This window comes from Aeromonas sp. s8, assembly GCF_040907785.1.
Classification (GTDB): Bacteria; Pseudomonadota; Gammaproteobacteria; order Enterobacterales; family Aeromonadaceae; genus Aeromonas; species Aeromonas veronii.
Genome location: NZ_JBFOCL010000049.1, coordinates 66,342 through 89,064, shown reverse-complemented (window position 1 = coordinate 89,064; position 22,723 = coordinate 66,342). Strand labels below are relative to the sequence as shown.

Here is a 22,723-nt window from a genome sequence, read left to right as displayed (position 1 = left end):
AGGAATGAAACGCTTGATCGCTCATTCGTTAACCTGCCCCCGCAAGCGAGCCCACCATACCCCAATCCATTCGTGGATGGCAGCTTCGGAATACATCAGATAACGCCCTTTAGGTAAATAACTGTAGAGGGGCTGGGCCACCTGGCTCTGCTTGGCGGTGTAGTCGGTGGGGGCCGGCACTGCCTTGAGTCCCTGACCCTGATAGAGGGCCATGGCACGTGGCAAATGAGTGGCCGAACTGACCAGCGCCACCTCTTTTCCTTTCAGATGGCGGCTGATACTGACCGCTTCATCATGAGTGTCTTTGTTGTTTTCAAACAACGTCATCCGCGAACGGGGAATGCCAAGGCTCTCGGCCATCCGGGCATTGACCTCGGCATTGGAGAGGGGATCCCCCGATACATAGCCGGAGAAAACCAGCTCGGCGTCGGGATAGGCCTGGGCGAGGCGCACCCCTTCGAGAGTGCGGGCCAGGGCAATATTGTTTTGCCAGGAGCGCTCGGGCACCGCCGGGTCGCTGACATGACCATTGCCGAGCACCACTATGGCATCGATGTTGGGATGCTGGCTCACCTCAAACGGCGGGAAGGTCTGCTCCAGCCCGCGGGCCAGTTCATAGCTCACCGGCCGCATCCCCATCAGGGCCACAATGAGCAGCGAGAGAGTGGCCAGCAGTTTGCCGGTTTTCTGAAAACGGGTGAACCAGAGCAGCAGCAGGGCGACCAGCAGCAGGGAGAGGGAGAAGGGGAGCGGCATCAACAGCTGACCCAGCCACTTTTTGAGCACAAACACGACAGACACTTCCTTGAGTTTTCAGCAAATTCGGGATGTGACAGAATACCTCTCTTTTTTGGGATGGCCACAACCCTGTGGCGCTAATGTTGAGTTTCTCCTTGAAGCACGATCAGAGTTTTGACGGGCGCGCCGACAAGTTCGCCCGCAACATTTACGACTCCACCAAGGGGCGCATCCGCACCACCATTGTCTGGAGCGACATCGAAGCCTGCCTGGCCCGCCTTGGCAACCGTCCGCTGCGCATCCTCGATGCGGGGGGCGGTTTTGGCTATTTCGCCCAGAAGCTGGCGGCCATGGGCCATCAGGTGGAGCTGTGCGATCTGTCAGCAGAAATGCTGGAACTGGCCCGCAGCCAGATCGCCGAGAAGGGGCTGGAAGACAAAATCCGTCTCATCCATTGCCCCATTCAGGATCTGAAGCAACACGTGACCGGTACCTTTGATCTGGTGCTCTGCCATGCGGTGCTGGAGTGGCTTGCCGAGCCGCGCCAGACCTTGCTGGGTCTGTTCCCTTTCGTCAATGCCGGGGGCATACTGTCGCTGCTTTTCTACAACCGTCATGGTTTGCTGTTCCAGAGCCTGGTGGTGGGCAATTTTGACTATGTGCGCCTTGGTCTTCGCAAGAAGCGCCAGACTGCGCTTACGCCCACCAATCCCCAATTGCCGGAGCAGGTCTATGACTGGATTGGTCGCGGGGGGCTGCGCATCATCGGCAAGACCGGAGTGCGGGTGATCCACGACTATATGCGTCACAAGCAGGATCAGGTGGAGAAGTTCGACGATCTGCTGGCCATGGAGCAGCAATATTGCCGTCAGGAGCCTTTTGTTTCCCTCGGCCGCTATATCCATGTAATGGCCCAGAAGCCGGCCAGCTGATTGCTCGCTGTTCACGTCGATGTGAACCATGTTTTCGATGCTACCGGATGTAGCCGCGCGCACGATTTTGCGCCCAATACAACAACGAGATGACAACATCATGATGAGTACATCCCGTACCCTGCCAGAGCGTTCTTTGCCGGAGCTAGTAGGGTGGGTCAGGCAGGAGGGGTTGGCGTTGAGCCTGCCGACCGACCGGCTGGCCTTTCTGATTGCAATCAAGACCCTGTCCGAAGATGAGTCGGACCTGTCGGAAGCGGCGCTGCACGATGCCTTCGGCTATGTCAGCAGCGCCTTCGGCCAGATGGACGAGACCCTCACTGGTCGCGCCAACAACGCCATCAACGATCTCATTCGCCAGCAGCTGCTGTCGCGCTTCAATACCGACATGGTGGCGGGGGAGAGCCTCTACCGCCTGTCTCGCCTGGGTGTGAGCATCGTCGACTTCTTTATGGATCAGCGTCAGGTTGACTCCATCAAGCTCTCCATCTTGCTCGAGCATTTGGCGGCCGAGCTCGACACCGCCCGCAAGGCGGCGCTCGAGACCAACACCCGCGAGCAGTGGGACGCCGAGGTGCTGCCGCGCCTCACCTTCTCGCTGGAAGAGACCCTGGGACGGATCGATCTCACCCAGCGCGCCATGGATGAGCAGCAGAATCAGGTCAAAAGCGAAATTGCGGCCCTGCTGACCCAGAACTGGGTCGATGCCATTCACAGCTGCGAAAAGCTGCTGCACGAGACCGGCCAGACCCTGCGCGAGCTGCAGGATACCCTGGACGCTGCCGGCCACCGCTTGCAGGCGGGGCTGCTCAACATTCAGGAGGCGGCGCAGGGGCGCGACGATCTGTTCCACGTCGAGGAGCTCACCCACGCCTTGCAAGGTCGTCTTGATGTCATCACCAGCTGGGGTCAGCAGTGCATCGAGCTCTGGTCCCGCTACGACAGACACGTCCACAAATTTATCCGCAACGCCATCGACATGGACAAGAACCGCGCCTTCAGCCAGCGGCTGCGCGAGTCTATCCGCAACTTCGAGCAGCACAACTGGCAGTTGCGGGTGGCCGAAGAGCCCCGTCTGCTGGAGCTGCGCGACGAAACCATCGCCATCCACGACGAGGAGGTGACCGGCGAGGTGCCCCTCGAGATGGAGTACGTCGAGATGGTGGATATCAACCAGGAGCTGGCCGAGCGCATCGAGCGCTATCTGGCCCGCTACCCCGAGCAGGGGCAGCAGCTGGACTTGGCCGATGTGCTGCGGGAATACCTGCTGGACTACCCGGCTCATGCCCACTTCGATGTGGCGCGTCTTCTGATCGACCAGGCCGTGCGCCTGGGCCATGCCAGCGGCGAGCGCGAACTGCATCGCCAACCCGCATGGAAACCCATTAACCAAGCTGGATCCAAGGTTCAGGCCTATGTCATTGATCAATACTGAGTTTCCCTTGCCTCTGCGCCTCGCAGAGGCGATTGCCAACCCCTTGTTTCCGCGCATCGACACCGCCTTGCGCTCCGGCCGCCACATCAGTGCCGACGAGTTCGAGCAGCATTCGGCGCTGGTCGAATATCACAGCGAGCTGGAGATTTTCTACGGCCGCTATCAGGTGGAGCTGATCAAGGCGCCGGAAGGCTTCTTCTACCTGCGTCCGCGCCCGAGCTCCGACATCGGCACCACTGTGCTCTCCGAGCTCGATATGCTGGTGGGCAAGGTGCTCTGCTACCTCTATCTGAGCCCGGATCGTCTGGCTTCGGAAGGGGTATTCGCCATGGCCGAGCTGCAAGAAGAGGTGCTGAGCCTCGCCGACGAGAAGCAGCTGCTGCGGATGGTCAACAGCCGCTCCGGCGGTACCGATCTCGACAAGAAGAAGTTGCTCGAAAAAATCCGTACCTCCATGCGCCGTCTGCGCCGCCTTGGCATGATCACCGCCCTTGGCAACGGGGATAAATTCCGGGTCAACGAATCGGTGTTCCGTTTCGCCGCCGATGTGCGTTCCGATGAAGATCCGCGCGCCGTTCAGCTGCGGATGATCCAGGAGGGTGAAGCCATCTTCCACGACGACGAAATGCCGAGCAGCGACTCGCTCTTTGATGACATCGAGGCGGATCTCGATGAAGAACAACTGGATCTGGAGGTATAACCGGTGCGAGGCAAGTTCAAATCCCTGACCATGGTCAACTGGAACGGCTTCTTTGCCCGGACCTTCGATCTCGACCAGCTGGTCACTACCCTTTCCGGCGGCAACGGCGCGGGCAAGTCCACCACCATGGCGGCCTTTATCGCGGCGCTCATCCCAGACCAGTCACTGCTTCACTTCCGCAATACCACGGAAGCGGGTTCCAGCAGCGCCTCCCGTGACAAGGGGCTCTACGGCAAACTGCAGCGCGGCCACTGCTATTCCCTGCTGGAAGTGATGAACAGCCGCGAACAGCGGATCTGGGTTGGCGTCCACCTCGAGCAGGTGGCCAACCGTGACAACAAGGTCAACATCACCCCGTTTGCGCTGGTGGATGTGCCGGAAAATCTGGCTCCGACCGATCTGCTGCTGGAGAAGCTTGATGGCGGCAAGGGGCGGGTACGCGCATTTACCGATCTGAAAGGGGCGGCCGCCGAGCTGGGGGCGCTGAAAGTCGCCAAGTTCAATACGGTGACCGACTATCACAACTTCATGTTCGAGTTCGGCATCACCCCGAAGAAGTTGCGTGACCAGAAGGATCGCGGCAAGTTCTATCGCCTGATCGAAGCCTCCCTCTACGGCGGCATCTCCTCGTCCATCAGCCGTTCCCTGCGCGAATACCTGCTGCCGGAGAACTCTGGGGTGCGCAAGGCGTTTGCAGACATGGAGGCGGCCATCTATGAAAACCGCCGCACGCTGGAGGCCATCAAGGAGACGCAAGGGCAGCGGGATCTGTTCAAGAACCTGATCACCGAAACCACCCACTATGTGGCCGCTGACTATGTGCGCAACGCCGCCGAGAAGAGCCGCCTCTCCGAGTTGGCCCTCAAGGCGCGCCAGGAGCTGGCCGACAAGCGCCGCATTCTGGCCGAAGAGAAGCAGCGCGCCATCTATCTGGCCGACGAGGTGGAGCAGCTCACCAACCGCGAAAAATTGCTGACCGACGAGCTGGAGTCTGCCTCCGAGCATCTGGCCAAGGTGATGGCGGCTGTCAGCTTGCAGAAGAAGATCGAGATGTACCGCACCGATCTGGCGGATCTCTCCGACAAACTCGAGCAGCAGCAAGCGGTGGTGGAGGAGATCCACGGCCAACTGCTGGAAGTGGAAGAGCGCAAGGAGCTGGCACAGGCCGAGGTAGACAGCCTCAAGACCCAGCTGGCCGACTACCAGCAGGCGCTCGATATCCAGCAGACCCGCGCCATCCAGTACCGTCAGGCGGTGCAGGCCCTCGATGCTGCCCGCGAGCAGTGCGAGCTGCCGGGGCTGACCGCCGAACAGGCGAGCGACACCCTGCACCAGTTCCGTAGCGCCGAGCAGAGCCTCACCAGCCGGGTGCTGGGGGCCGAGCAACAATTGGCACTGGCCAAGGCGGCAGTGGCCGAGCACGAAGCGGCGCTGGCGCTGCTGCTCAGCATCGCTCCGGAGACAGTGCGCGAGGCCGCCTGGCCCACTGCGCAGGCGCTGCTCAAGCGTCACATCGAAGACAAGGCTCGCATTGCCCAGGGGCAGGGGCTGCGCGCCGCGCTGGCTCGCCTCGAGAAAGAGAGCGAAAGCCAGAAGAGTCTCTTCAAGCTGCGTGACGAGCTGCAGCAGGCCTCTGGCCAGCTTATTGCCAGCAGCGACGAGCTGGAGATCTTCCTCGAAGCCCAACGCACCCGTCAGGAGGAGCTCTCCGAGCAGCAGGCAGAGGTGAACCAACGCCGCGCCAGCCTCGAGCATCAGGGCACCCAGCTGGGTCGCGATATTGCGGAGCTCACCAAGCTGGCGCCGCGCTGGCTCAAATCCTTTGAAAAACTCGAGCAGCTGCGCGAGCAGAGCGGTCTGCCGCTGACGACCGCTGAAGAGCTTTCGGCCGGCATGCAAACAGTGCTCGACAAGGAGCGCGAGTTCGAACAGGAGAGCAACCGCATCGCGGCGCAGAAACAGGCGCTGGAGCTGCAAATTCGCAACCTGCAGCTGGGTGCTGGCGAGGCGGATCCCCGCCTTGCCCGCATCGCCGAGCAGGTGGGGGGCGTGCTGCTCTCCGATGTCTACGACGACATCTCCATCGACGATGCCCCTTACTACTCCGCGCTCTACGGCCCGGCTCGCAGCGCCCTGGTGGTGCTTGACCTTGAAGGTGCCATCGAGCGGCTGAAAAAGCTGGAAGATTGCCCGGAAGATATCTACCTGATTCAGGGCAACCCCGACTCCTTTGACGAGGATCTGGTGGAAGCGGATGAGCTGGGGGACGCCGTGCTGGTGCGCACCAGCAAGCGTCAGGTGCGCTTCTCCCGCTACCCCGAGCTGCCGCTGTTTGGTCGCGCCGCCCGGGAAAAGCGGATCGAGCAGCTCGACCTTGAGCGCGAAGGGCTTATCGAGGGTTACGCCAAGGCCGCCTTCGAGCAGCAGAAGTACCACCGTCTCTACGGTCACTTCCGCGACTTTATCGGTCAGCATCTGGATATCGCCTTCCGCCCCGACCCCGAAGCCGAAGTGCAGGCCAAGCAGGCCGAGCTGCGCGCGCTGCAAGGAGCCATCGGCGAGTGCGACAAGCAGCTGAGTGATGCCAAAGCGGCCGCCGCCCAGCTGACTCGCCATATCCAGCTGGTGCAGGGGATGCTGCCCTTTGCCCACCTGTTTGCCGAGACAGACCTGGCCGCCCGCCTCGAGGCGGCTCACGCCGACGTTGAGGCCCTTAAAACAGCCGAAGCTTTTATCGCCAAACACGGCAAGGCGCTGGAAAAACTGGAAACCATGGTGCAGGTGCTGCGTCAGGATCCGCAGGATCTTGCGGCGCTGCAGGCTGCCTATGATGAGGTGAGCGACCTGCTGGCCGAGCAGAAGCGCCGTTGCTACGCCCTCGATCAGCTGGTGGCGCGTCTGCCGCACTTTGCCTATCAGGATGCGCAAGACCTGCTGGGCAAGGCCTCCGAGATGAGCGAGCGACTCAAAGAGAAGCTGAAAGCGGCGGAGCTTGCCGCCCGCACCGCCGGCGAGCAGCACAAGCAGATTGCCCAGCGTCACACCGAGGCGCTACAACTGCGCACCGCCCTCAACTCCAGCGTCGAGGCCAAGCGCCAGACCCTGACCGAGTTCGAGCAGGAGCTGGCGGCCATGGGGCTGACCCTCTCTGACGATATGGAAGAGAAGGCGCGTGCCCACAAGAAAGAGATTGAAGAGCTGCTGATCCGCACCCGTTCCCGTCGCACCAGCGCCGAGGCCCAGTTGCAGGTCACCAAGCGGGAGATCGAATCCCTTGGCGGTCGTCTCAAGCTGGAAGGGAAGGATTACTACAGCGCCCGTAAATCTCTGGTGGGTCACAAGGCGAGCTGGTCGCGGGTGGTGCGGCTGGCACGGGAGACCGACGTCGAGAAGCGCCTCAACAAGCGTGAACTGGCGTACCTCGACAGCGACGAGTTGCGCTCCATGTCGGACAAGGCCCTCGGCGCCCTGCGGGTGGCGGTGGCCCACGACGAGGCTCTGCGCGATGCGCTGCGTCTCTCCGAGGGCAACCGCAGCACCGAGCAGAAGGTCGCCTTCTACGTGCAGGTCTACCGTTACCTCAAGGATCGCATCCGCAACGACATCATCCGCTCCGATGATCCGGTCGAGGCGATCGAGGAGATGGAGATCGAGCTGGCGCGTCTGGCTGACGAGCTCAAGCAGCGGGAAACCCATCTGTCGCTCTCCTCTCACGAGGTGGCGGCCAAGATCACCAACATCATCCGCCGCGAGCAGAACCGCATCCGGGTGCTCAACCAAGGCTTGCAGAATATCGCCTTCGGTCTGGTGCGGGGGGTGCGCCTCAACGTCAATATCCGCGAGGCCCACACCCGTCTGCTGACGGCGCTGGCCGATCAAACCGCCATGCACAACGATTTGTTCGCCGACAAGGAGCTCAGCTTCTCCGAGGCGATGGCCAAGCTGTTCCAGCGTCTGAACCCGCAGATCGAGCAGGGGGATCGCAGCTATCAGGTGATGGGCGACGTGCTGCTCGACTATCGCAACTATCTGGAGCTGGAGATCGAGGTGCAGCGCGGGGCCGATGGCTGGCTGCGTGCCGAGAGCGGCGCGCTCTCCACCGGCGAGGCGATCGGTACCGGTCAGGCCATCCTCTTGATGGTGCTGATCAGCTGGGAGGAGGAGTCCCGCCGTCTGCGCGGCAAGGATATCGCCCCCTGCCGCCTGTTGTTCCTCGACGAAGCGGCCCGTCTGGATGGCAAATCCATCGCCACCCTGTTCGAGCTGTGCGAGCGGCAGGATATGCAGCTGCTTATCGCCGCGCCGGAGAACATCAGTCCCGAGAAGGGCACCACCTACAAGCTCATCCGCAAGGTGCAGGGCAAGCACGAGCACGTGCATGTGGTGGGTCTGCGCGGCTTCGGCTTTAGCGATGACAAGCTGATTGCCTGAGATGTCTCTGGCCCATCCTGACACGGGATGACTGGTAACTAGTTGAAAGGGAGGCATTTGCCTCCCTTTTTACATGTAAGATATGGCAAAGTAGCCGCACTGTCGCTGCTGCCTGACAATAAGGCGAGAAGTTACTTGCGAACATGCCGCCAGTGTCACCGGCCGCATCGAAGAAGAAAAATTGCGCATAGCGAAAAGAAGAAGAGAGGAGAGGGGAAAGGTGCAACATATCCAGAAAGGGCTGCTGTTATCTCTTTGCCTGCTGTTGGCCGCCTGTAGCAGCCGTTATGACGAGAGCCACGGCGGCAGCTGGCGCGGCTATAGCGAAACCGGCTATGCCAGCTATTATGCTGACCGCTATCACGGCAAAAAGACCGCCAGCGGCGAGCGCTATCGCAACAACCTCAATAGCGCCGCCCATATGGAATTGCCCTTTGGCTCCATGGTGAGGGTTACCAACCTCGCCAACGGCAAGAGCGTAGTGGTCAAGGTCAATGACCGTGGCGCCTTTAAAAGCGGGCGTATTATCGATCTCTCCAAATCTGCGTTTAGTGCCATCGGCAATATTCGCGACGGGATTATCAAAGTAAAAATAGAGGTGCTCTAGGCTGGGTGAACCTGTTTATACACGAAAATGGATGTTGATGAATGATATTGGAAGGCTGACATCGACCAGTCAGCCTTTCGGTAGATAAAGATATAACATTGATATGGATCAATATTTAATTCAGCTAAAAATGGATTTGTTATCAATGGAAAAAATCGATGATCGTGATTGATATTTATTTTAGCTTATCTCGCCTGTTCGGCCTTACTATGGGGCAAACGGAGGGATTAGTGATGATTATCTATGGTAAATATGGTGGTGCAGCGCTGAGAGCTGTTCATCTGATGGTGCAGAATAATTATGGGCATGCCACCGCCTGGGATATGGCTATTGCTGAAGCATTTGGTGGTGATATCAGTACAGGAAAATTCAAAAATAATCCAAAGGTAACTTTTTTGACTCTTTGCAGTCTTGGTTGTATCAGTTGCATCATGCCAGTTCATTATGTAGCTGCGACCAAAACCAGAGCATATGTGTTGGCTGCCATTGATTTATTGTCACACAAGGATATTACCAAACCGATCAATCCCGAGCAGTTATGGCTGGAAGTGATCTCGGCCTGTAAGAGCGGCAAGGTTGTAAAGCATAACAATCAGATGGATGTCATTCTGACACTTTGGTATGCCGGTGTGCTCAATCCCGAGTGGGATAGGGATGCCATCAGGATAGATTATCGACGAATATAAAAAAGCCAAGGTAATGAATACCTTGGCCATGAAACATCAATTGGTTTTGGTCAGGGATGCACTATCGGAGTGTGCGAATGGCTTGCCATACACCATCAGGTTGGTGGTTTGACTGTATTTGAGGAGATCTTTCTCTGAGAAGTCCAGAGTCATCGAGAAATCCGTGGTGGAATCATTAATGGTCATATAATTGCTTTCCGCAATACCGCGCTTGCCCGTCTTGAACTCGATTTTGTTACCCGCTTTGCCTTCAGTGACCACACAGACTGCACGGGGTATACAGTATGAGTTGTAAACAAGCTGATTAGTCTTGTCATAAATCAGATAACCGCGTTGGTCATGAAATTTCCCATTATCACTCTTTCTGAATACTTCCTGCTTGTAATACATGGCTACCAGATATTGTTCGCTGGCATTTTTTGCATCGGCCGCCGGTTCAAAGGTAATGACTTCGTAATAGGGTTCCACTGCTGGCCCCCCTTTGCCAACTTTGCTGCCCTCCTGGCCGGGTGCTACATCTACACCACCAGCATCGGTGCTTTTCCATGTGCCAGCCAACTGAGCTAATGGACCAAAATCCAGACCGTTGATAATAGTGCTGGACTCTGCGTGAGCGAGCGTGGCACAGGTAATTAATGCTATGGGTAAGATAACTTTATTCATTGTGATAACTCCATCACTAATAATGACTTGCGAATAAATATGTTCAGCAAAGTAATTGTTATAACGGACCAAGGATGTGGTCAATGATATTGAGTGATGGTGGTTAGTTTTTGTGAGTTATGATTTGTTTTTTCGGGGCTAAATAAATTGAATTTGATATAAGACAATATTGTATTTTTTCATCGCGCTTCCTCAGATATATCGTGGTAGCGAGAAAGGTACTTTGACATGATGCGATGATTATTATGTCAACGGCGTGAATATTTCACTCAGCCCCATCAATTGAAGGCGATAGTCACTAACTCTGCGGCACCCTGACCCCTTTATCGAGATAGAGGCTGCTGTAGTGGGCGCGGTGGGTGACAAACATCACCTGATGGCGGCTGCCGTCGGAGAGGATAATGAAATCCCCCGCCTGGGCGGGGCTCTGCAAGGTGATCTCCTGCTCGGGGGAAGTCAGGCGATCGACATCTTCCTTGAAGGTGAGGGTGTAAGAGAACATATGGCGCTCCACTGCTGGCTCATATCAAACACTCCGTTGAAGGTAGTTGCTGGCATGGGCACGCGCGGCGCCCGATTGGCGCTGTTAGACCAAATAGCTGAGATGGGAAAGCGCGTGGTTTCAGTCGGGCTGTTTTGCTGAGGTGTGCTTGAGGCGTTTACATTAAGGCCATCGGTATCAAAACGATGGTAAAGGGGCGAAAAGGGGATGAAAAAACCGCCAGCTGGCGGTTTCTCTTATGCTGTGGGTCCTACTTCAGGGCCTTCTTCAGCTTCTTGATCTTGCCTTCATGCTTGGCAATTTTCTCAAGACGAGCGGCGATCTTCTTCTTGATCTCTTTCTTGCATACTTTGGCCATCGGTGGCGCTCCTTTGCAGTGGGGACACATGAGGTGTCAGTGTGGGTCTTCCCTTTGACGTCCCAGAGTGCCACAGGGCTCCTTTGTGAACCAGCACTCTGTTGCTTTAATCGCCAGCTCGCTATAACTGCAAGGGGTCGAGCCAGCGCAGCAGTTGCTGGCCCACTTGCGGGCTGGCGAGCAGGGCCATATGGCTGGTGCGATAGACGATCAGGGTATGGGCGGGGAGGAAGGCAAGCTGATGACGCGCCTCGCTGTGCTGACCGAGGGCGCTGCGTAGCGGCACCAGTCCATCGCCAATCAGCCGGTCGGCCAGCAGGCTGCGCTTGGCGGCCGTGGTCGCGGCAATGGCATAGCAGTTGACGCCACAGGGCAAGGGGAGTGGGACGCGGGGATCGCGCAAGGGCACGGTGGGGTCGGGTTGGGCCACTTCATCGATCACCTTGCCGTGGCGCAGATCCTTGATGCCAGCACTGCGCAGCCGCGCCAGTCTGACGAAGGGTTCGCTGTAGGCGGTAGCGGGCAACAACTGCTCCAGCCAGTGACCGGCATGTTCGAGCGGAGCGCCGTGGTGTGGTGTGCCGAGAAATATCAGGTTGGCAAGGTGCGCAGGCCAGGTGAGCCCGGCCATGCCGGCATGGTGGCAGGCGCTGCGTGCAACCAGTCCCCCCATGCTATAGCCCATTATCGTTATCTCTTTGAGCTCTCCCGGCCAGTGGGCGAACAGCTGTTCCAGCAACAGGGCCAGCGCCTGCCCGTTCTGTGCGATGGGCAGGCCCGAGTTGTAGCGCAGGTAAAGAGGCTGATAGCCAAGCGCGTTGGCAAGTTGCTCTCCGTGATTGACCGGCTTGCCTTGGTGCTCGGTCTGCCACTGCAGATCGTTCATGCAGAGGCCATGGAGCATCAGCAGCACCCGTCCCTCGCGGGGTAGATCCTTTGGCATCGCCTGCCAATCGAGGGGCTTGCCCTGATAGCGCAGGGTCATGGGGGTGGCGAGGGCATTGTGGTGTTCGACCAGCTTGTCCCCCAACACGCCGTTGAGTGTGGCGATCAGGGCCGCACGTTTCGGGGTCTCGGGGATCTGGTGGGGCGGCGGAGTGGCTGGCAGGCGGCTGAGCAGTTGGTTGATGCCGCTGCTTAGGTTGTTGGCGGCGCCATGTACCCCCTTGTAGACCAGCCCGGTGATCCCGGCTGTTTTTCCCTCATCCCGTCCCTTGAGCCCCATACCGCTCAGTACCGCCTGATGTACCGCTTCGGTGATCTCTACCGCGGCGGGCAGCGCCAGAGTCAGCAGTTGCGCCAGCTCGCGGATATCCGAAAGATGCCAGGAAGAGGATGGCGAGGGGTCTGTGGCGTCGGTCATGGCAAGCCCTTGTGAAAGCGGGTATCGCGTTGTCGTGCCGCGAAGAGCGCAGCGTATCTCTATATCAAACCAGCTTGCGCCCTTTGTGGCGGGTTTACCAGTAACGGGCCATGCATGGCGGGGCTGATAAGAACCGCTTGCGAAGCCGGTCACGGTAATGACAGGGAAAATCACCTCTACTTCGTCATATGAAGCCACATGGAGAGGTGAGGATGTCGCTGTTTAATGAGGTGCGGGTACAGGATTTGTGTGCACGGTTGCTCGATAGCCAGAACGAGAAGGGCTGCTCCCTTGAGAGTCGGCATGGCCGCGAGTTGAAGGAGTTGCTGCAGGCTGTGGGCGGAGTCGAGTCAGTTGGGCGCAGTTCCCGTCATATATTGACCGACGCGGGGCGGACTTTTCTGACCGGACAACTGGCACGGGCTGCGCCCCCCGAACCGGACAAGGGGGAGCAGCTGCAACGTCTGGGAGTGAGTTTGCCTGCACGGCTCAATCAGGCCTGCTTTTATGCTCTCTGGCATGGGGATAGCAAGCATCCGCGATCAGCATCCCTTGCCGCGCCACAGCTTGCGAACTTGTCGCTAACTCAAGATGAGGTGATCCGCATCCGTACCCTCGAACAGCTCTCACTGGTCGATCGGCAAGGTCAGCAGCACGATATGACGGCAATGATGGCGCTGCTGGGGGAATTGGCGTTGCCGGAGCGGACTCTGGGCACGCTGGCGGCCATCGGCTGGCAAGGGGATCGGGTCATTACGGTGGAGAACAAGGGGGCCTTTGTCGACTACCCGCTGCAACCCGGGCAACTGCTGCTCTTTGCCCCCGGTCGCAATACCACCCTGGCCAAACAGCTGATCCCGCTGCTGCCTGTGGGCGTGCAGTGGGCCCATTTTGGCGATCTCGATCAACGGGGTATCGATATTGCCATCGAGCTGGCGCGTGAGCTAAATCGACCGGCCATGCTCTGGCTTCCCTGTGAGCTGCAACCTTATCTGGAGCACTACGCCCGTCCGGTGCGCACCTTTGCGACGGACAGTGGCAAGGTGCCCTGGCGTGTGACGAAGCAGGCTGATCAGGTTGATGGTCATGGCGCGTCGGCAGGCGTTCCCTGGCTCGATAAACTGATCACAGACGGGACTTGGCTGGAGCAGGAGGTATTGATTCTGGCCTCTCACTGGCGGAGCTGGTCATTGGAAGAGATGGGCAATCAGGTGTGAAACGGGGAGCCCGCGCTCCCCGTCATTTCGTGGTCAGCTGTTTACTTGGCGTTGATGGGCCCCTTGGTGCCGGCATCATTATCGACCCAGCCATCTTCACCCTTGATGCGGCGATCCCCCTGAATGGTGTAGATGACCATGCCATCCTTGAACACCAGCGCGCCATCAGATTTCTTGGCATTGACCTTCTTGTCGTTGACCCACACCTGATCCTTGTCATCGATGCGGATATTGGCCACGGTGGCGCCGGTTTGGGGGAAGGTGGCGATCCAGTTGCCCGCATAGGGGCTGGCGCTGGTTGCCGCGGCCGGAGCATTGCCAACACCGGCAGCCGCGTTCTCAGCCTTGGTTTTGTTGATATCGCAGCCATTGAGCTCGCTCACCTGAGTGCAGCCCGAGCGCTCCAGCTTCTGCTCATAGCTCAGATTCAGACCGCCCTCCGCGGCCGGGGCGGCCGCGCCAAATCCCGCCTTGGCATTTTCCGCTTTGGTTTTGTGAATGTCACAGCCTTGCGCCTCGGTGACCTGGGTGCAGCCGGAGTGCTCCAGTTGCTCGGCATATTTGGCACTGATGGCGTGGGCAGGGGCGATCCCGAGCAGGGTCAGGGTGATGAGCAGAGCAGCATTCCTAGACATAGATAATCCCTCGAAGATGTAAGTCATGCAGGTTCTTCCGCGCAGTTGCGGCAGTGAACGTCGGCCCTTCTGAGCATCCGAGACAGATACGCAGCTGGCGTATTCACGTTAGCACCTTGGGCCAACCGCGCCCAGCGATGTGGCCGGAAGATAAGGCGAGAGGTGATACGGGCGGGGAGCGAAGGGGAGACGAGATAGCAGCAGTGTCAACGCTGGAGAGATCCTTCCAAGAGAAAAGGTGTTGCGGGCATTATCATAATGATAACGACAGCCCCGCCGATATCATTTCAGCCCCTGAAACTGACCTTTGATGATAATTCTCACCGACAAAGGGATATTGCCTCTGATTATTATCACTCGGCTATTTTATGGCTTGGCCACCCTATCCATCCTTTTATGGAATAAACCGCTGAAATAGCCGCTGATTTTGTGGGTGGCATCACATACTTTCGCCATTTATTAATATCTGCCTGCATTTTATTGGTTTGGCACGCTTATTGATTGCCTCATATCGACGCTAACCGACGCGCTCACCCACAACCGGGATGCTGGTGACATCGTGAGTGAAAGGGGAGCTATCCATATCTCATCCAATGATTGGGGCGAACGATGAAAGCAGTTAACGAATTAATCAAAGAGATCAGAGCACTCAAATCCAACCTGCATGAAAAAGATTTTCTGCTGACCTGGGAGCAAACCCCTCAGGAGCTGGAGCTGGTATTGAAACTGGCCGAATCCCTCAAGACCCTGCGTGCCGAAAATATTGCTACCAAACTGTTTAACAGCGGGCTCGGTATCTCGGTTTTCCGCGATAACTCCACCCGAACCCGCTTCTCTTACGCCTCAGCCTTGAACCTGCTCGGTCTGGCCCAGCAGGATCTGGACGAGGGTAAATCCCAGATCGCCCACGGCGAAACCGTCCGTGAAACGGCCAATATGATCTCCTTCTGCGCCGATGCCATCGGCATCCGTGACGACATGTTCCTCGGTGCCGGTAACGCCTATATGCGCGAAGTGGGCGCCGCACTGGATGAAGGGTTCGAGAAGGGAGTGCTGCCCCAGCGTCCGGCGCTGGTCAACCTGCAGTGCGACATTGATCACCCGACCCAGTCCATGGCTGATCTCGCCTGGTTGCAGGAGCACTTCGGCAGCCTGGAAAACCTCAAGGGCAAGAAGATTGCGATGACCTGGGCTTACTCTCCGAGCTACGGCAAGCCGCTCTCCGTGCCGCAGGGCATCATAGGTCTGATGACCCGTTTCGGTATGGACGTGACCCTGGCCCACCCGGAGGGGTATGACCTGATCCCGGATGTGATCGAAGTGGCCAAAGAGAATGCCAAGGCTTCCGGCGGCAGCTTCCGTCAGGTCACCTCCATGGAAGAGGCGTTCAAGGATGCCGATATCGTCTATCCCAAGTCCTGGGCCCCCTACAAGGTGATGGAGCAGCGCACCGAGTTGCTGCGTGCCAATGACCACGCTGGCCTGAAAGATCTGGAGAAACACTGCCTTGAGCAGAACGCCAAGCACAAGGATTGGCACTGCACCGAGGAGATGATGAAGCTCACCAAGGGGGGCGAAGCGCTCTATATGCACTGCCTGCCGGCCGATATTTCCGGCGTATCCTGCAAAGAGGGCGAAGTAACCGAAGGGGTATTTGAGAAATACCGTATCGCCACTTACAAAGAGGCGAGCTGGAAGCCCTATATTATCGCCGCCATGATCATGGCCCGTAAATTCTCCGCCCCGGCAGAAACCCTGGAAAATCTGATTAAAGAGGCGCAAAAGCGGGTGAAATAAATAACGGCAGGGCAGGGTGAATATTCATCCTGCCCACGCTGTCGAAATCATTATTTTGAGTTTTCTCCCCGTGGTATCTGAATAACGGATCTCCCGGCGAGGCAGCTCTTTGTCAGGTAACGCCTAGTGAGGTAAGCATGTCCCAATTTTCGCTGAAGATGGATATTGCCGATAACCGCTTTTTTACCGCTGAGTCATCTCCGCTGTTTTCTCGCGCCGAAGCACAAAAAGCTCGCGCTTTTCATAAAAAACTGGCCGGTTATGAGCCGACCCCCTTGTGCGACCTGAAAGATCTGGCCGCCTATATCGGGGTGAAAAATATATTGGTCAAAGACGAGTCAAAGCGCTTTGGTCTCAATGCCTTCAAGATGCTGGGTGGCGTTTATGCCATCGCCAACCTGCTCTGTGAAAAGTACGGGGTGGCCATCGAGGATTTCTCCTTCGATCTCATCAAACGCACCATCAAGGAGCCGATGACCTTCGCCACCACCACGGATGGCAACCACGGTCGCGGCGTCGCCTGGGCCGCCAAGCAGGTAGGTCAGCATGCGGTGGTCTACATGCCCAAGGGCTCGGCCCAGGAGCGGGTTGACCACATCCTCAATCTCGGTGCCGAGTGCATCGTCACCGACATGAATTACGACGACACCGTGCGTCTGACCATGAAGATGGCCGAAGAGCGCGGCTGGCACATAGTGCAAGACACCGCCTGGGAGGGCTATACCAAGATCCCGACCTGGATCATGCAGGGTTACTCCACTCTGGCCGACGAAGCGGTCGAGCAGATGCAGGATATGGGCATCAAGCAGCCGACCCATGTGCTGCTGCAGGCCGGGGTCGGGGCGCTGGCGGGCGGAGTACTCGGTTATCTGGTGGACTGCTTCGGGGCGAAAAACCTGCACAGTATCGTGGTCGAGCCGGATCAGGCCGACTGCATCTACCGCTCCGGTGTGGCTGGGGAGATGGTCAACGTGGGAGGCGATATGCGCACCATCATGGCCGGTCTTGCCTGCGGTGAACCCAATCCGCTCGGTTGGCCATTGCTCAGAAGCTGCACCACCCAGTTCATCTCCTGTCACGACAAGGTGTCGGCGCTGGGCATGCGGGTGCTTGGCAACCCCCTTGGCAATGATCCCCGAATCATCTCCGGCGAATCCGGCTCGGTCGGTACCGGTGTGTTGGCGGCAGTGCGTCACCACCCGGATCGCGCGGCGCTGATGGCGCGCCTCGGGCTGGATAGCAACTCGGTCGTACTCATCATCAACACCGAAGGGGACACCGATGTGACCCACTACCGGGAAGTGGTGTGGGAAGGCAAACATCCTGCCTGCGATTAACCCCGGCTGTGAGTGATCCCTGCGAGAGCAGAGACACGAATTGAAGCATTGGTCGCGCCTCGTCAACGGGGCGCGGTAACGGGCACAGGGCGCTGTCGACGAACAGGCCGCGCACTCTCAGTTGTTATGGAGAATCACAATGAGCAAGCAAATTCCGTTTGAAATGGTGTTGGAGAAGGCCTACCAGTACAAGGCCGAGATGAGTCAGTTCCTGCGCGACATGATCGCTATCCCGAGCGAGAGCTGCGATGAAGAGCGCGTCGTGCTGCGCATCAAGCAGGAGATGGAGAAGGTTGGCTTTGACAAGGTCGAGATCGACCCCATGGGCAACGTGCTGGGCTATATCGGCCACGGCCCGCACCTGATCGCCATGGATGCCCACATCGATACCGTGGGTGTCGGCAACATGGCCAACTGGACGTTCGACCCCTATGAGGGGATGGAAGATCACGAGATCATCGGTGGTCGTGGTGCATCTGACCAAGAAGGCGGCATGGCCTCCATGGTCTATGCGGGCAAGATCATCAAGGATCTCGGGCTGGAAGATCAGTACACCCTGCTGGTGACCGGTACCGTGCAGGAGGAGGATTGCGATGGCCTCTGCTGGCAGTACATCATCGAGCAGAGCAAGATCCGCCCCGAGTTCGTGGTCAGTACCGAGCCGACCGACTGCCAGATCTACCGTGGCCAGCGTGGCCGCATGGAGATCCGTGTGGAAGTGCAGGGGGTCAGTTGCCACGGCTCTGCGCCGGAGCGCGGTGACAACGCCATCTTCAAGATGGGCCCCATCCTCGGCGAATTGCAGGAGCTGAGCCACAACCTCGGTCATGACGACTTCCTCGGCAAGGGTACCCTGACCGTCTCCGAGATCTTCTTCACCTCCCCAAGCCGCTGCGCCGTGGCAGACAGCTGCGCCGTCTCCATCGACCGCCGCCTCACCTGGGGCGAAACCTGGCAAGGGGCGCTCGACGAGATCCGCGCCCTGCCTGCGGTAAAAGCCGCCGGTGCCGAGGTCTCCATGTACCAGTACGATCGTCCGGCCTACACCGGTCTGGTCTATCCGACCGAGTGCTACTTCCCGACCTGGAAGGTGGAAGAGGATCACATCACCGTCAAAACCCTCTCCAAGGCTTATCGTGAGCTGTTCAACAAGGAGCCGGTGGTGGACAAGTGGACCTTCTCGACCAACGGGGTCTCCATCATGGGTCGCCACGGTATTCCGGTCATCGGTTTTGGCCCGGGTAAAGAGCCGGAGGCCCACGCCCCGAACGAGAAGACCTGGAAAGAGCATCTGGTCAAGTGCGCCGCCATGTACGCCGTGATCCCCATGCTCTATCTGGCCGAGCTGGACAAGTAAGGGGGCTGCCGGGCGGTGACTCTCATCACCGCCCGGCTGTCGCAAGTGTGGCAAGTGCCCCGTCTCCATTGAGGCGGGGCTTTGCTGTTTGAAGTGATGTTCGAGGTGGTGGGAATGAAACGGCTGATCAAAAACGGTGTGCTGGTCGATGCACAGGGGGAATATCGTCAGGATCTGCTGATCGAGAACGGGGTGATCCGCGCGCGCGCCGCCGCTATCCAGCCCGATGGCGAGACCGAAGTGATCGATGCCAGCGGCTGCTATGTGATGCCGGGTGGCATCGACGTCCATACCCACTTCAACATCGATGTGGGCATTGCCCGCAGTTGCGATGATTTTTTCAGTGGTACCCGTGCCGCCGCCTGTGGTGGCACCACCACTATCGTCGATCACATGGGATTTGGCCCGGCGGGGTGCAATCTGCATCACCAGCTGGCCCGCTATCACGACTATGCCGCCGATCAGGCGGTGGTCGATTACAGCTTTCACGGCGTTGTCCAGCATGTGGATGACGCCATCCTCCACGAAATGGCCGCCATGGTGCAGGAGGAGGGGATCAGCAGCTTCAAGCTCTATCTCACCTACCAGTACAAGCTGGGTGATCACGACGTGCTGCGCGCCCTGGCCCGCCTCAAGGAGGTGGGGGCGCTTGCCACCGTCCATCCCGAGAACGACGCCGCCATCGCGGCGCGCCGGGCGGCTCTGCTGGCCGCGGGTCACCATGAACCCTGGTATCACCCGCAGAGTCGCCCGCTGGAGTGCGAAGCCGAGGCGGTGGCCCGGATGATCAATCTGGCGGGGCTCGCTGGCAATGCGCCGCTCTATATCGTCCACCTTTCAAATGGACTGGGGCTGGAGTATCTGAAGCTGGCGCGCCGTCAGGGCCAGCCAGTCTGGGTGGAGACCTGCCCGCAATATCTGCTTTTGGATGATTCCTGCTACTACCGGGAGAACGGAGTCGACTATCTGCTCAGCCCGCCGCTGCGCTCACGCCGCGAGCAGGACAAGCTGTGGGTCGGTATCGCTGCGGGTGACATCGATACGGTAGCGACCGATCACTGCAATTTCTCCCACGCCCAGCGCATGACCCTCTCGGGCGGCGATTTCAGCCGCTGCCCCAACGGCTTGCCGGGCGTCGAGAACCGGATGCTGCTGCTGTTTGCCCACGGGGTGCTCGGCGGGCGCATCTCGCCGTCCCGCTTCGTGGCCCTCACCAGCGCCAATTCGGCCAAGTTGTTCGGTCTCTGGCCGTGCAAGGGCAACTTGCAAGCGGGGTCTGATGCCGATCTGGTGCTGATGGATCCCTGTGGCGAGACCCAGATCCGTCACGCCGCCCTGCATGACAACGGTGACTACAGCCCCTACGAGGGGATGCATTGTCCCGGCCAGATCAGGATGACCCTCAGTCGCGGCGAGATAGTCGCTCGCGACGGCGAATTTACCGGACAACGGGGGCATGGCCGCTTTTTGGCCAGAGCGCCCTTTGATCCGGCGTTGGCGCCTGATCTGCACTCGCCTTGCCCCGCTGTTGCTGGCTGACAATCCGTTCGAAACAGACAGAGCAGCAAGGTTATGTGAACAACGAAAGGTGGGCCGGTATTGCGCCGGCTTGTCCCATCACTGGAGATAACAAGATGAAACAGAGAATCGTACTGGCCCTTGGTGGCAATGCGCTGGGCAACAACCTGCCCGAGCAGATGAAGGCGGTGCAGAGCACGGCGCACACTATCGCCGACCTGATCGCCCAGGGGCACGAGGTGGTGGTCACCCACGGCAACGGGCCGCAGGTGGGGATGATCCAGCAGGCGTTCGAAGTGGCGGCCCGCCACGAGCCAAAATCACCCCATCTGCCCATGTCGGTCTGTGTGGCCCTGAGTCAGGGCTACATCGGTTATGACCTGCAAAATGCCCTGCGTGAAGCCCTGCTGGAACGCGGCATCCACAAGCCGGTCGCCACGCTGGTGACCCAGGTTGAGGTGGATAAAAACGATCCCGCCTTCCTTGACCCGAGCAAGCCCATCGGCGGCTTCTTCAGCAAGGAGGAGGCCGAGGCATTGATGGCCAGGGGCGAGCGGCTCAAAGAGGATGCCGGCCGTGGCTATCGCAGAGTGGTCGCATCTCCCAAACCCGTAGATATCATCGAGAAAGAGACAGTCTCTGCCATGCTGGCCGCCGGTCAGGTGGTGATCACCGTCGGTGGCGGCGGCATTCCGGTGCTGCGGGAGGGCAATCACCTGCGCGGTGCCAGTGCGGTGATCGACAAGGATTGGGCCAGTGCCAAGCTGGCGGAGCTTATCGACGCCGACATGCTGATCATCCTCACCGCGGTGGAGAAGGTTGCCATCAACTTCGGCAAGCCCGATGTGCAGTGGCTCGATCAGCTGAGCGTCGCCGATGCCAACAGCTTTATCGCCCAGGAGCAGTTTGCCAAGGGCTCCATGCTGCCCAAGGTGGAGGCTGCGCTCTCGTTCGCCACCTCCTTGCCGGGGCGCAAATCCCTGATCACCTTGCTGGAAAAGGCAGCCGAGGGGATCGCTGGCAAGACCGGGACCGTGATCAGCCTGTAATCATGCGTACTGATCCACAGGGGCATCCCGCCCCTGACAGAGTGTGGAGCCTTGGCTCCACACTCTGTTTTATTGGGATGGCGGTGACGGATCATCACTGTCGGTCGTGTTCTGCAGGCCAGATGAACCGCTCTGTGGGAGTGGCAATAGGACTAGTTGGAGTGGCAGCCGGGTTTTATGGATGGCAGAAACTTGTAGAGGCCGATACCGGCGAGCAAACCAATCATCGCCAGCAGCAGCCAGATGACTGTGGCGGGGCGGCTGCCCGCATCCCCCAACATAAAACCGATGAGCAGGTTGCCAAAGAGCGCCATGCAGCCGCCAGCGCTGGCATAAAAGCCGTAGTAGCTGCCGAGCTGCTCGGGAGGGGCGTAGCGGGGCAGTTGGGCGGCAAAAAGCGGGAAGCAGAGAATGGATCCTAGCGATAGCAGGGCTACCTGCGTCAACACGCCTGCCGTCGGCCAAGGTGCCAGCAGCGGTAGAGCCAGATAGCTCAAGCCCATCATCCCGATACCCAACCCCATGGCGAGCGGCACTCCCAGGCGCCTCTCTACCAGACGGGAGGCAGGTAGCTGGAGCAGGACGCCGATCACCGCCGAGAGGGTAAAGACGCCTCCGAGCAGGTGGGTGGCGTCCGGGAGGCTCTGGATATGGGCGGGCAGGGCGAGATAGAGCTGGTGGAACAGGATCTGGTAGCTGCCCGCCAACAGGGTAAACACGATAAAAGGGCGCTGGCGCACTATCTCTCTCCATTGGCGTAAAATGGCGCCACGCGGACTCTGGTGGCTCACCGGGCGTTTGGGCAGCACCCGGTATTGCAGCACCCCGAGCAGGGCGAACAGACTCGCCGCCAACAAGCCGGTCAGGGTATAGCTCTGCTGGGTCAGTGTCAGTCCAACCAGGGGCCCGAGCAGCATGCCCGCCTCGCTGGCGAGATTGTGCAGGGCAAAGGCGCGCTGACGCTGGCTCGGGTTGTGGCATTCGCTGGCAAGATACGCCTGGGCGCAAGGGGTGAACAGGGCCCCCGCAAAGCCGGTGAGGGCGGCGGCCAGCAGCAGGATGGGCAGGGACTCGGCCCAGCCGAGCAACACGAAGCCTATGGAGCGCACCAGGCAGCCCCAGACGATGGCGGGGTGATAGCCGATGCGATCCCCAAGGGTGCCCCCCAAGAGAAAGAGCCCCTGCTGGCTGAAGACCCGCATCCCCATGACCAGGCCACAGGCCCAACCGGCGAGACCCAGCCCGCTACCCATGTGCTGGGCGAGGAAGGGCATCATCATGTAGAAGCCGAGGTTGAAGGCCAGCCCGTTGGTGATAAGCAGGCGGGCAGCCGGGCTCATGCCCTGCCAGTCCCGCCAGTAAGAGGCGCCGTTCATCTTCGCCTCCCACTAGCATGTC

At 59.1% G+C, this 22,723-nt stretch carries 18 protein-coding genes; 12 read left to right on the top strand and 6 right to left on the bottom strand.

Annotation, left to right across the window (positions count from 1 at the left end; genetic code table 11):
- Positions 1-21: 21 nt before the first annotated feature.
- Positions 22-792, bottom strand: coding sequence for an envelope biogenesis factor ElyC (gene elyC / locus AB5Y86_RS18170; RefSeq protein ID WP_368193713.1), 771 nt, complete (start codon positions 790-792; stop codon positions 22-24).
- 101 nt (positions 793-893) lie between these two features.
- Between elyC and cmoM the strand changes: the two genes are divergently transcribed.
- The 6 genes from cmoM (at position 894) to AB5Y86_RS18140 (ending at position 9,529) form a co-directional block, all read left to right on the top strand.
- Positions 894-1,670, top strand: coding sequence for a tRNA uridine 5-oxyacetic acid(34) methyltransferase CmoM (gene cmoM, locus AB5Y86_RS18165; RefSeq protein WP_033113262.1), 777 nt, complete (start codon positions 894-896; stop codon positions 1,668-1,670).
- 100 nt (positions 1,671-1,770) lie between these two features.
- On the top strand, positions 1,771-3,105 hold the full coding sequence (mukF, locus tag AB5Y86_RS18160) for a chromosome partition protein MukF (RefSeq protein WP_005345760.1): 1,335 nt from the start codon (positions 1,771-1,773) through the stop codon (positions 3,103-3,105).
- Positions 3,086-3,805, top strand: a complete 720-nt coding sequence (gene mukE, locus AB5Y86_RS18155) for a chromosome partition protein MukE (RefSeq protein WP_005345759.1) — start codon at positions 3,086-3,088, stop codon at positions 3,803-3,805. Before mukF ends, mukE begins: the two co-directional genes overlap by 20 nt.
- Positions 3,806-3,808: 3 nt before the next feature.
- Positions 3,809-8,236 carry a chromosome partition protein MukB gene (gene mukB / locus AB5Y86_RS18150; RefSeq protein WP_368193711.1) on the top strand — a complete coding sequence of 1,476 codons (4,428 nt, stop codon included), beginning with the start codon at positions 3,809-3,811 and terminating at the stop codon, positions 8,234-8,236.
- A gap of 220 nt (positions 8,237-8,456) precedes the next feature.
- Positions 8,457-8,843: a septal ring lytic transglycosylase RlpA family protein gene (locus tag AB5Y86_RS18145; RefSeq protein WP_330124172.1), complete on the top strand. Its 387-nt coding sequence runs from the start codon at positions 8,457-8,459 to the stop codon at positions 8,841-8,843.
- Between the two features lie 158 nt (positions 8,844-9,001).
- Positions 9,002-9,529: a hypothetical protein gene (locus tag AB5Y86_RS18140; protein WP_230599627.1), complete on the top strand. Its 528-nt coding sequence runs from the start codon at positions 9,002-9,004 to the stop codon at positions 9,527-9,529.
- Between the two features lie 36 nt (positions 9,530-9,565).
- Here AB5Y86_RS18140 and AB5Y86_RS18135 read toward each other — a convergent pair whose 3' ends face one another.
- The 3 genes from AB5Y86_RS18135 to AB5Y86_RS18125 form a co-directional block, all read right to left on the bottom strand.
- On the bottom strand, positions 9,566-10,192 hold the full coding sequence (locus AB5Y86_RS18135; RefSeq protein WP_368193710.1) for a heme-binding beta-barrel domain-containing protein: 627 nt from the start codon (positions 10,190-10,192) through the stop codon (positions 9,566-9,568).
- A gap of 298 nt (positions 10,193-10,490) precedes the next feature.
- Positions 10,491-10,694, bottom strand: a complete 204-nt coding sequence (locus tag AB5Y86_RS18130) for a hypothetical protein (protein ID WP_368193708.1) — start codon at positions 10,692-10,694, stop codon at positions 10,491-10,493.
- Positions 10,695-11,173: 479 nt separating this feature from the next.
- On the bottom strand, positions 11,174-12,415 hold the full coding sequence (locus AB5Y86_RS18125; RefSeq protein WP_368193705.1) for a lipase family alpha/beta hydrolase: 1,242 nt from the start codon (positions 12,413-12,415) through the stop codon (positions 11,174-11,176).
- A 212-nt stretch (positions 12,416-12,627) separates the two neighbouring features.
- Here AB5Y86_RS18125 and AB5Y86_RS18120 point away from each other — a divergent pair, with 212 nt between their 5' ends.
- Positions 12,628-13,632: a Wadjet anti-phage system protein JetD domain-containing protein gene (locus tag AB5Y86_RS18120; protein ID WP_368193703.1), complete on the top strand. Its 1,005-nt coding sequence runs from the start codon at positions 12,628-12,630 to the stop codon at positions 13,630-13,632.
- A 41-nt stretch (positions 13,633-13,673) separates the two neighbouring features.
- Here the strand turns inward: AB5Y86_RS18120 and AB5Y86_RS18115 are convergent, their stop codons facing one another.
- The gene (locus AB5Y86_RS18115; protein ID WP_368193702.1) at positions 13,674-14,267 is read right to left on the bottom strand and encodes a hypothetical protein; all 594 of its coding nucleotides are present in this window, start codon (positions 14,265-14,267) and stop codon (positions 13,674-13,676) included.
- A 609-nt stretch (positions 14,268-14,876) separates the two neighbouring features.
- Between AB5Y86_RS18115 and ygeW the strand changes: the two genes are divergently transcribed.
- The 5 genes from ygeW to arcC all read left to right on the top strand — a co-directional run bounded on the left by ygeW (position 14,877) and on the right by arcC (position 21,325).
- On the top strand, positions 14,877-16,064 hold the full coding sequence (ygeW, locus tag AB5Y86_RS18110; RefSeq protein WP_368193700.1) for a knotted carbamoyltransferase YgeW: 1,188 nt from the start codon (positions 14,877-14,879) through the stop codon (positions 16,062-16,064).
- A 137-nt stretch (positions 16,065-16,201) separates the two neighbouring features.
- A complete protein-coding gene (dpaL, locus tag AB5Y86_RS18105) occupies positions 16,202-17,401 on the top strand; it encodes a diaminopropionate ammonia-lyase (protein WP_368193698.1) in 1,200 nt (399 codons plus the stop codon).
- Between the two features lie 139 nt (positions 17,402-17,540).
- Entirely contained in the window at positions 17,541-18,758 is a 1,218-nt protein-coding gene (locus AB5Y86_RS18100) for a YgeY family selenium metabolism-linked hydrolase (protein WP_368193696.1), read from the top strand.
- Between the two features lie 114 nt (positions 18,759-18,872).
- Entirely contained in the window at positions 18,873-20,297 is a 1,425-nt protein-coding gene (gene hydA, locus AB5Y86_RS18095; protein ID WP_368193695.1) for a dihydropyrimidinase, read from the top strand.
- A gap of 95 nt (positions 20,298-20,392) precedes the next feature.
- On the top strand, positions 20,393-21,325 hold the full coding sequence (gene arcC, locus AB5Y86_RS18090) for a carbamate kinase (protein ID WP_368193693.1): 933 nt from the start codon (positions 20,393-20,395) through the stop codon (positions 21,323-21,325).
- A 152-nt stretch (positions 21,326-21,477) separates the two neighbouring features.
- On the opposite strand, the gene AB5Y86_RS18085 is transcribed toward arcC, so the two are convergent.
- The gene (locus tag AB5Y86_RS18085; protein ID WP_368193691.1) at positions 21,478-22,701 is read right to left on the bottom strand and encodes an MFS transporter; all 1,224 of its coding nucleotides are present in this window, start codon (positions 22,699-22,701) and stop codon (positions 21,478-21,480) included.
- Positions 22,702-22,723: the final 22 nt, after the last annotated feature.

Bases quoted from the DNA above. Each gene is read 5' to 3' on its own strand.
- mukF (WP_005345760.1), top strand. From the start codon at position 1,771: ATGATGAGTACATCCCGTACCCTGCCAGAGCGTTCTTTGCCGGAGCTA.
- mukE (WP_005345759.1), top strand. From the start codon at position 3,086: ATGTCATTGATCAATACTGAGTTTCCCTTGCCTCTGCGCCTCGCAGAG.
- AB5Y86_RS18140 (WP_230599627.1), top strand. From the start codon at position 9,002: ATGATCGTGATTGATATTTATTTTAGCTTATCTCGCCTGTTCGGCCTT.
- AB5Y86_RS18135 (WP_368193710.1), bottom strand. From the start codon at position 10,192: ATGAATAAAGTTATCTTACCCATAGCATTAATTACCTGTGCCACGCTC.
- AB5Y86_RS18130 (WP_368193708.1), bottom strand. From the start codon at position 10,694: ATGTTCTCTTACACCCTCACCTTCAAGGAAGATGTCGATCGCCTGACT.
- AB5Y86_RS18125 (WP_368193705.1), bottom strand. From the start codon at position 12,415: ATGACCGACGCCACAGACCCCTCGCCATCCTCTTCCTGGCATCTTTCG.
- AB5Y86_RS18120 (WP_368193703.1), top strand. From the start codon at position 12,628: ATGTCGCTGTTTAATGAGGTGCGGGTACAGGATTTGTGTGCACGGTTG.
- AB5Y86_RS18115 (WP_368193702.1), bottom strand. From the start codon at position 14,267: ATGTCTAGGAATGCTGCTCTGCTCATCACCCTGACCCTGCTCGGGATC.
- ygeW (WP_368193700.1), top strand. From the start codon at position 14,877: ATGAAAGCAGTTAACGAATTAATCAAAGAGATCAGAGCACTCAAATCC.
- dpaL (WP_368193698.1), top strand. From the start codon at position 16,202: ATGTCCCAATTTTCGCTGAAGATGGATATTGCCGATAACCGCTTTTTT.
- AB5Y86_RS18100 (WP_368193696.1), top strand. From the start codon at position 17,541: ATGAGCAAGCAAATTCCGTTTGAAATGGTGTTGGAGAAGGCCTACCAG.
- hydA (WP_368193695.1), top strand. From the start codon at position 18,873: ATGAAACGGCTGATCAAAAACGGTGTGCTGGTCGATGCACAGGGGGAA.
- arcC (WP_368193693.1), top strand. From the start codon at position 20,393: ATGAAACAGAGAATCGTACTGGCCCTTGGTGGCAATGCGCTGGGCAAC.
- AB5Y86_RS18085 (WP_368193691.1), bottom strand. From the start codon at position 22,701: ATGAACGGCGCCTCTTACTGGCGGGACTGGCAGGGCATGAGCCCGGCT.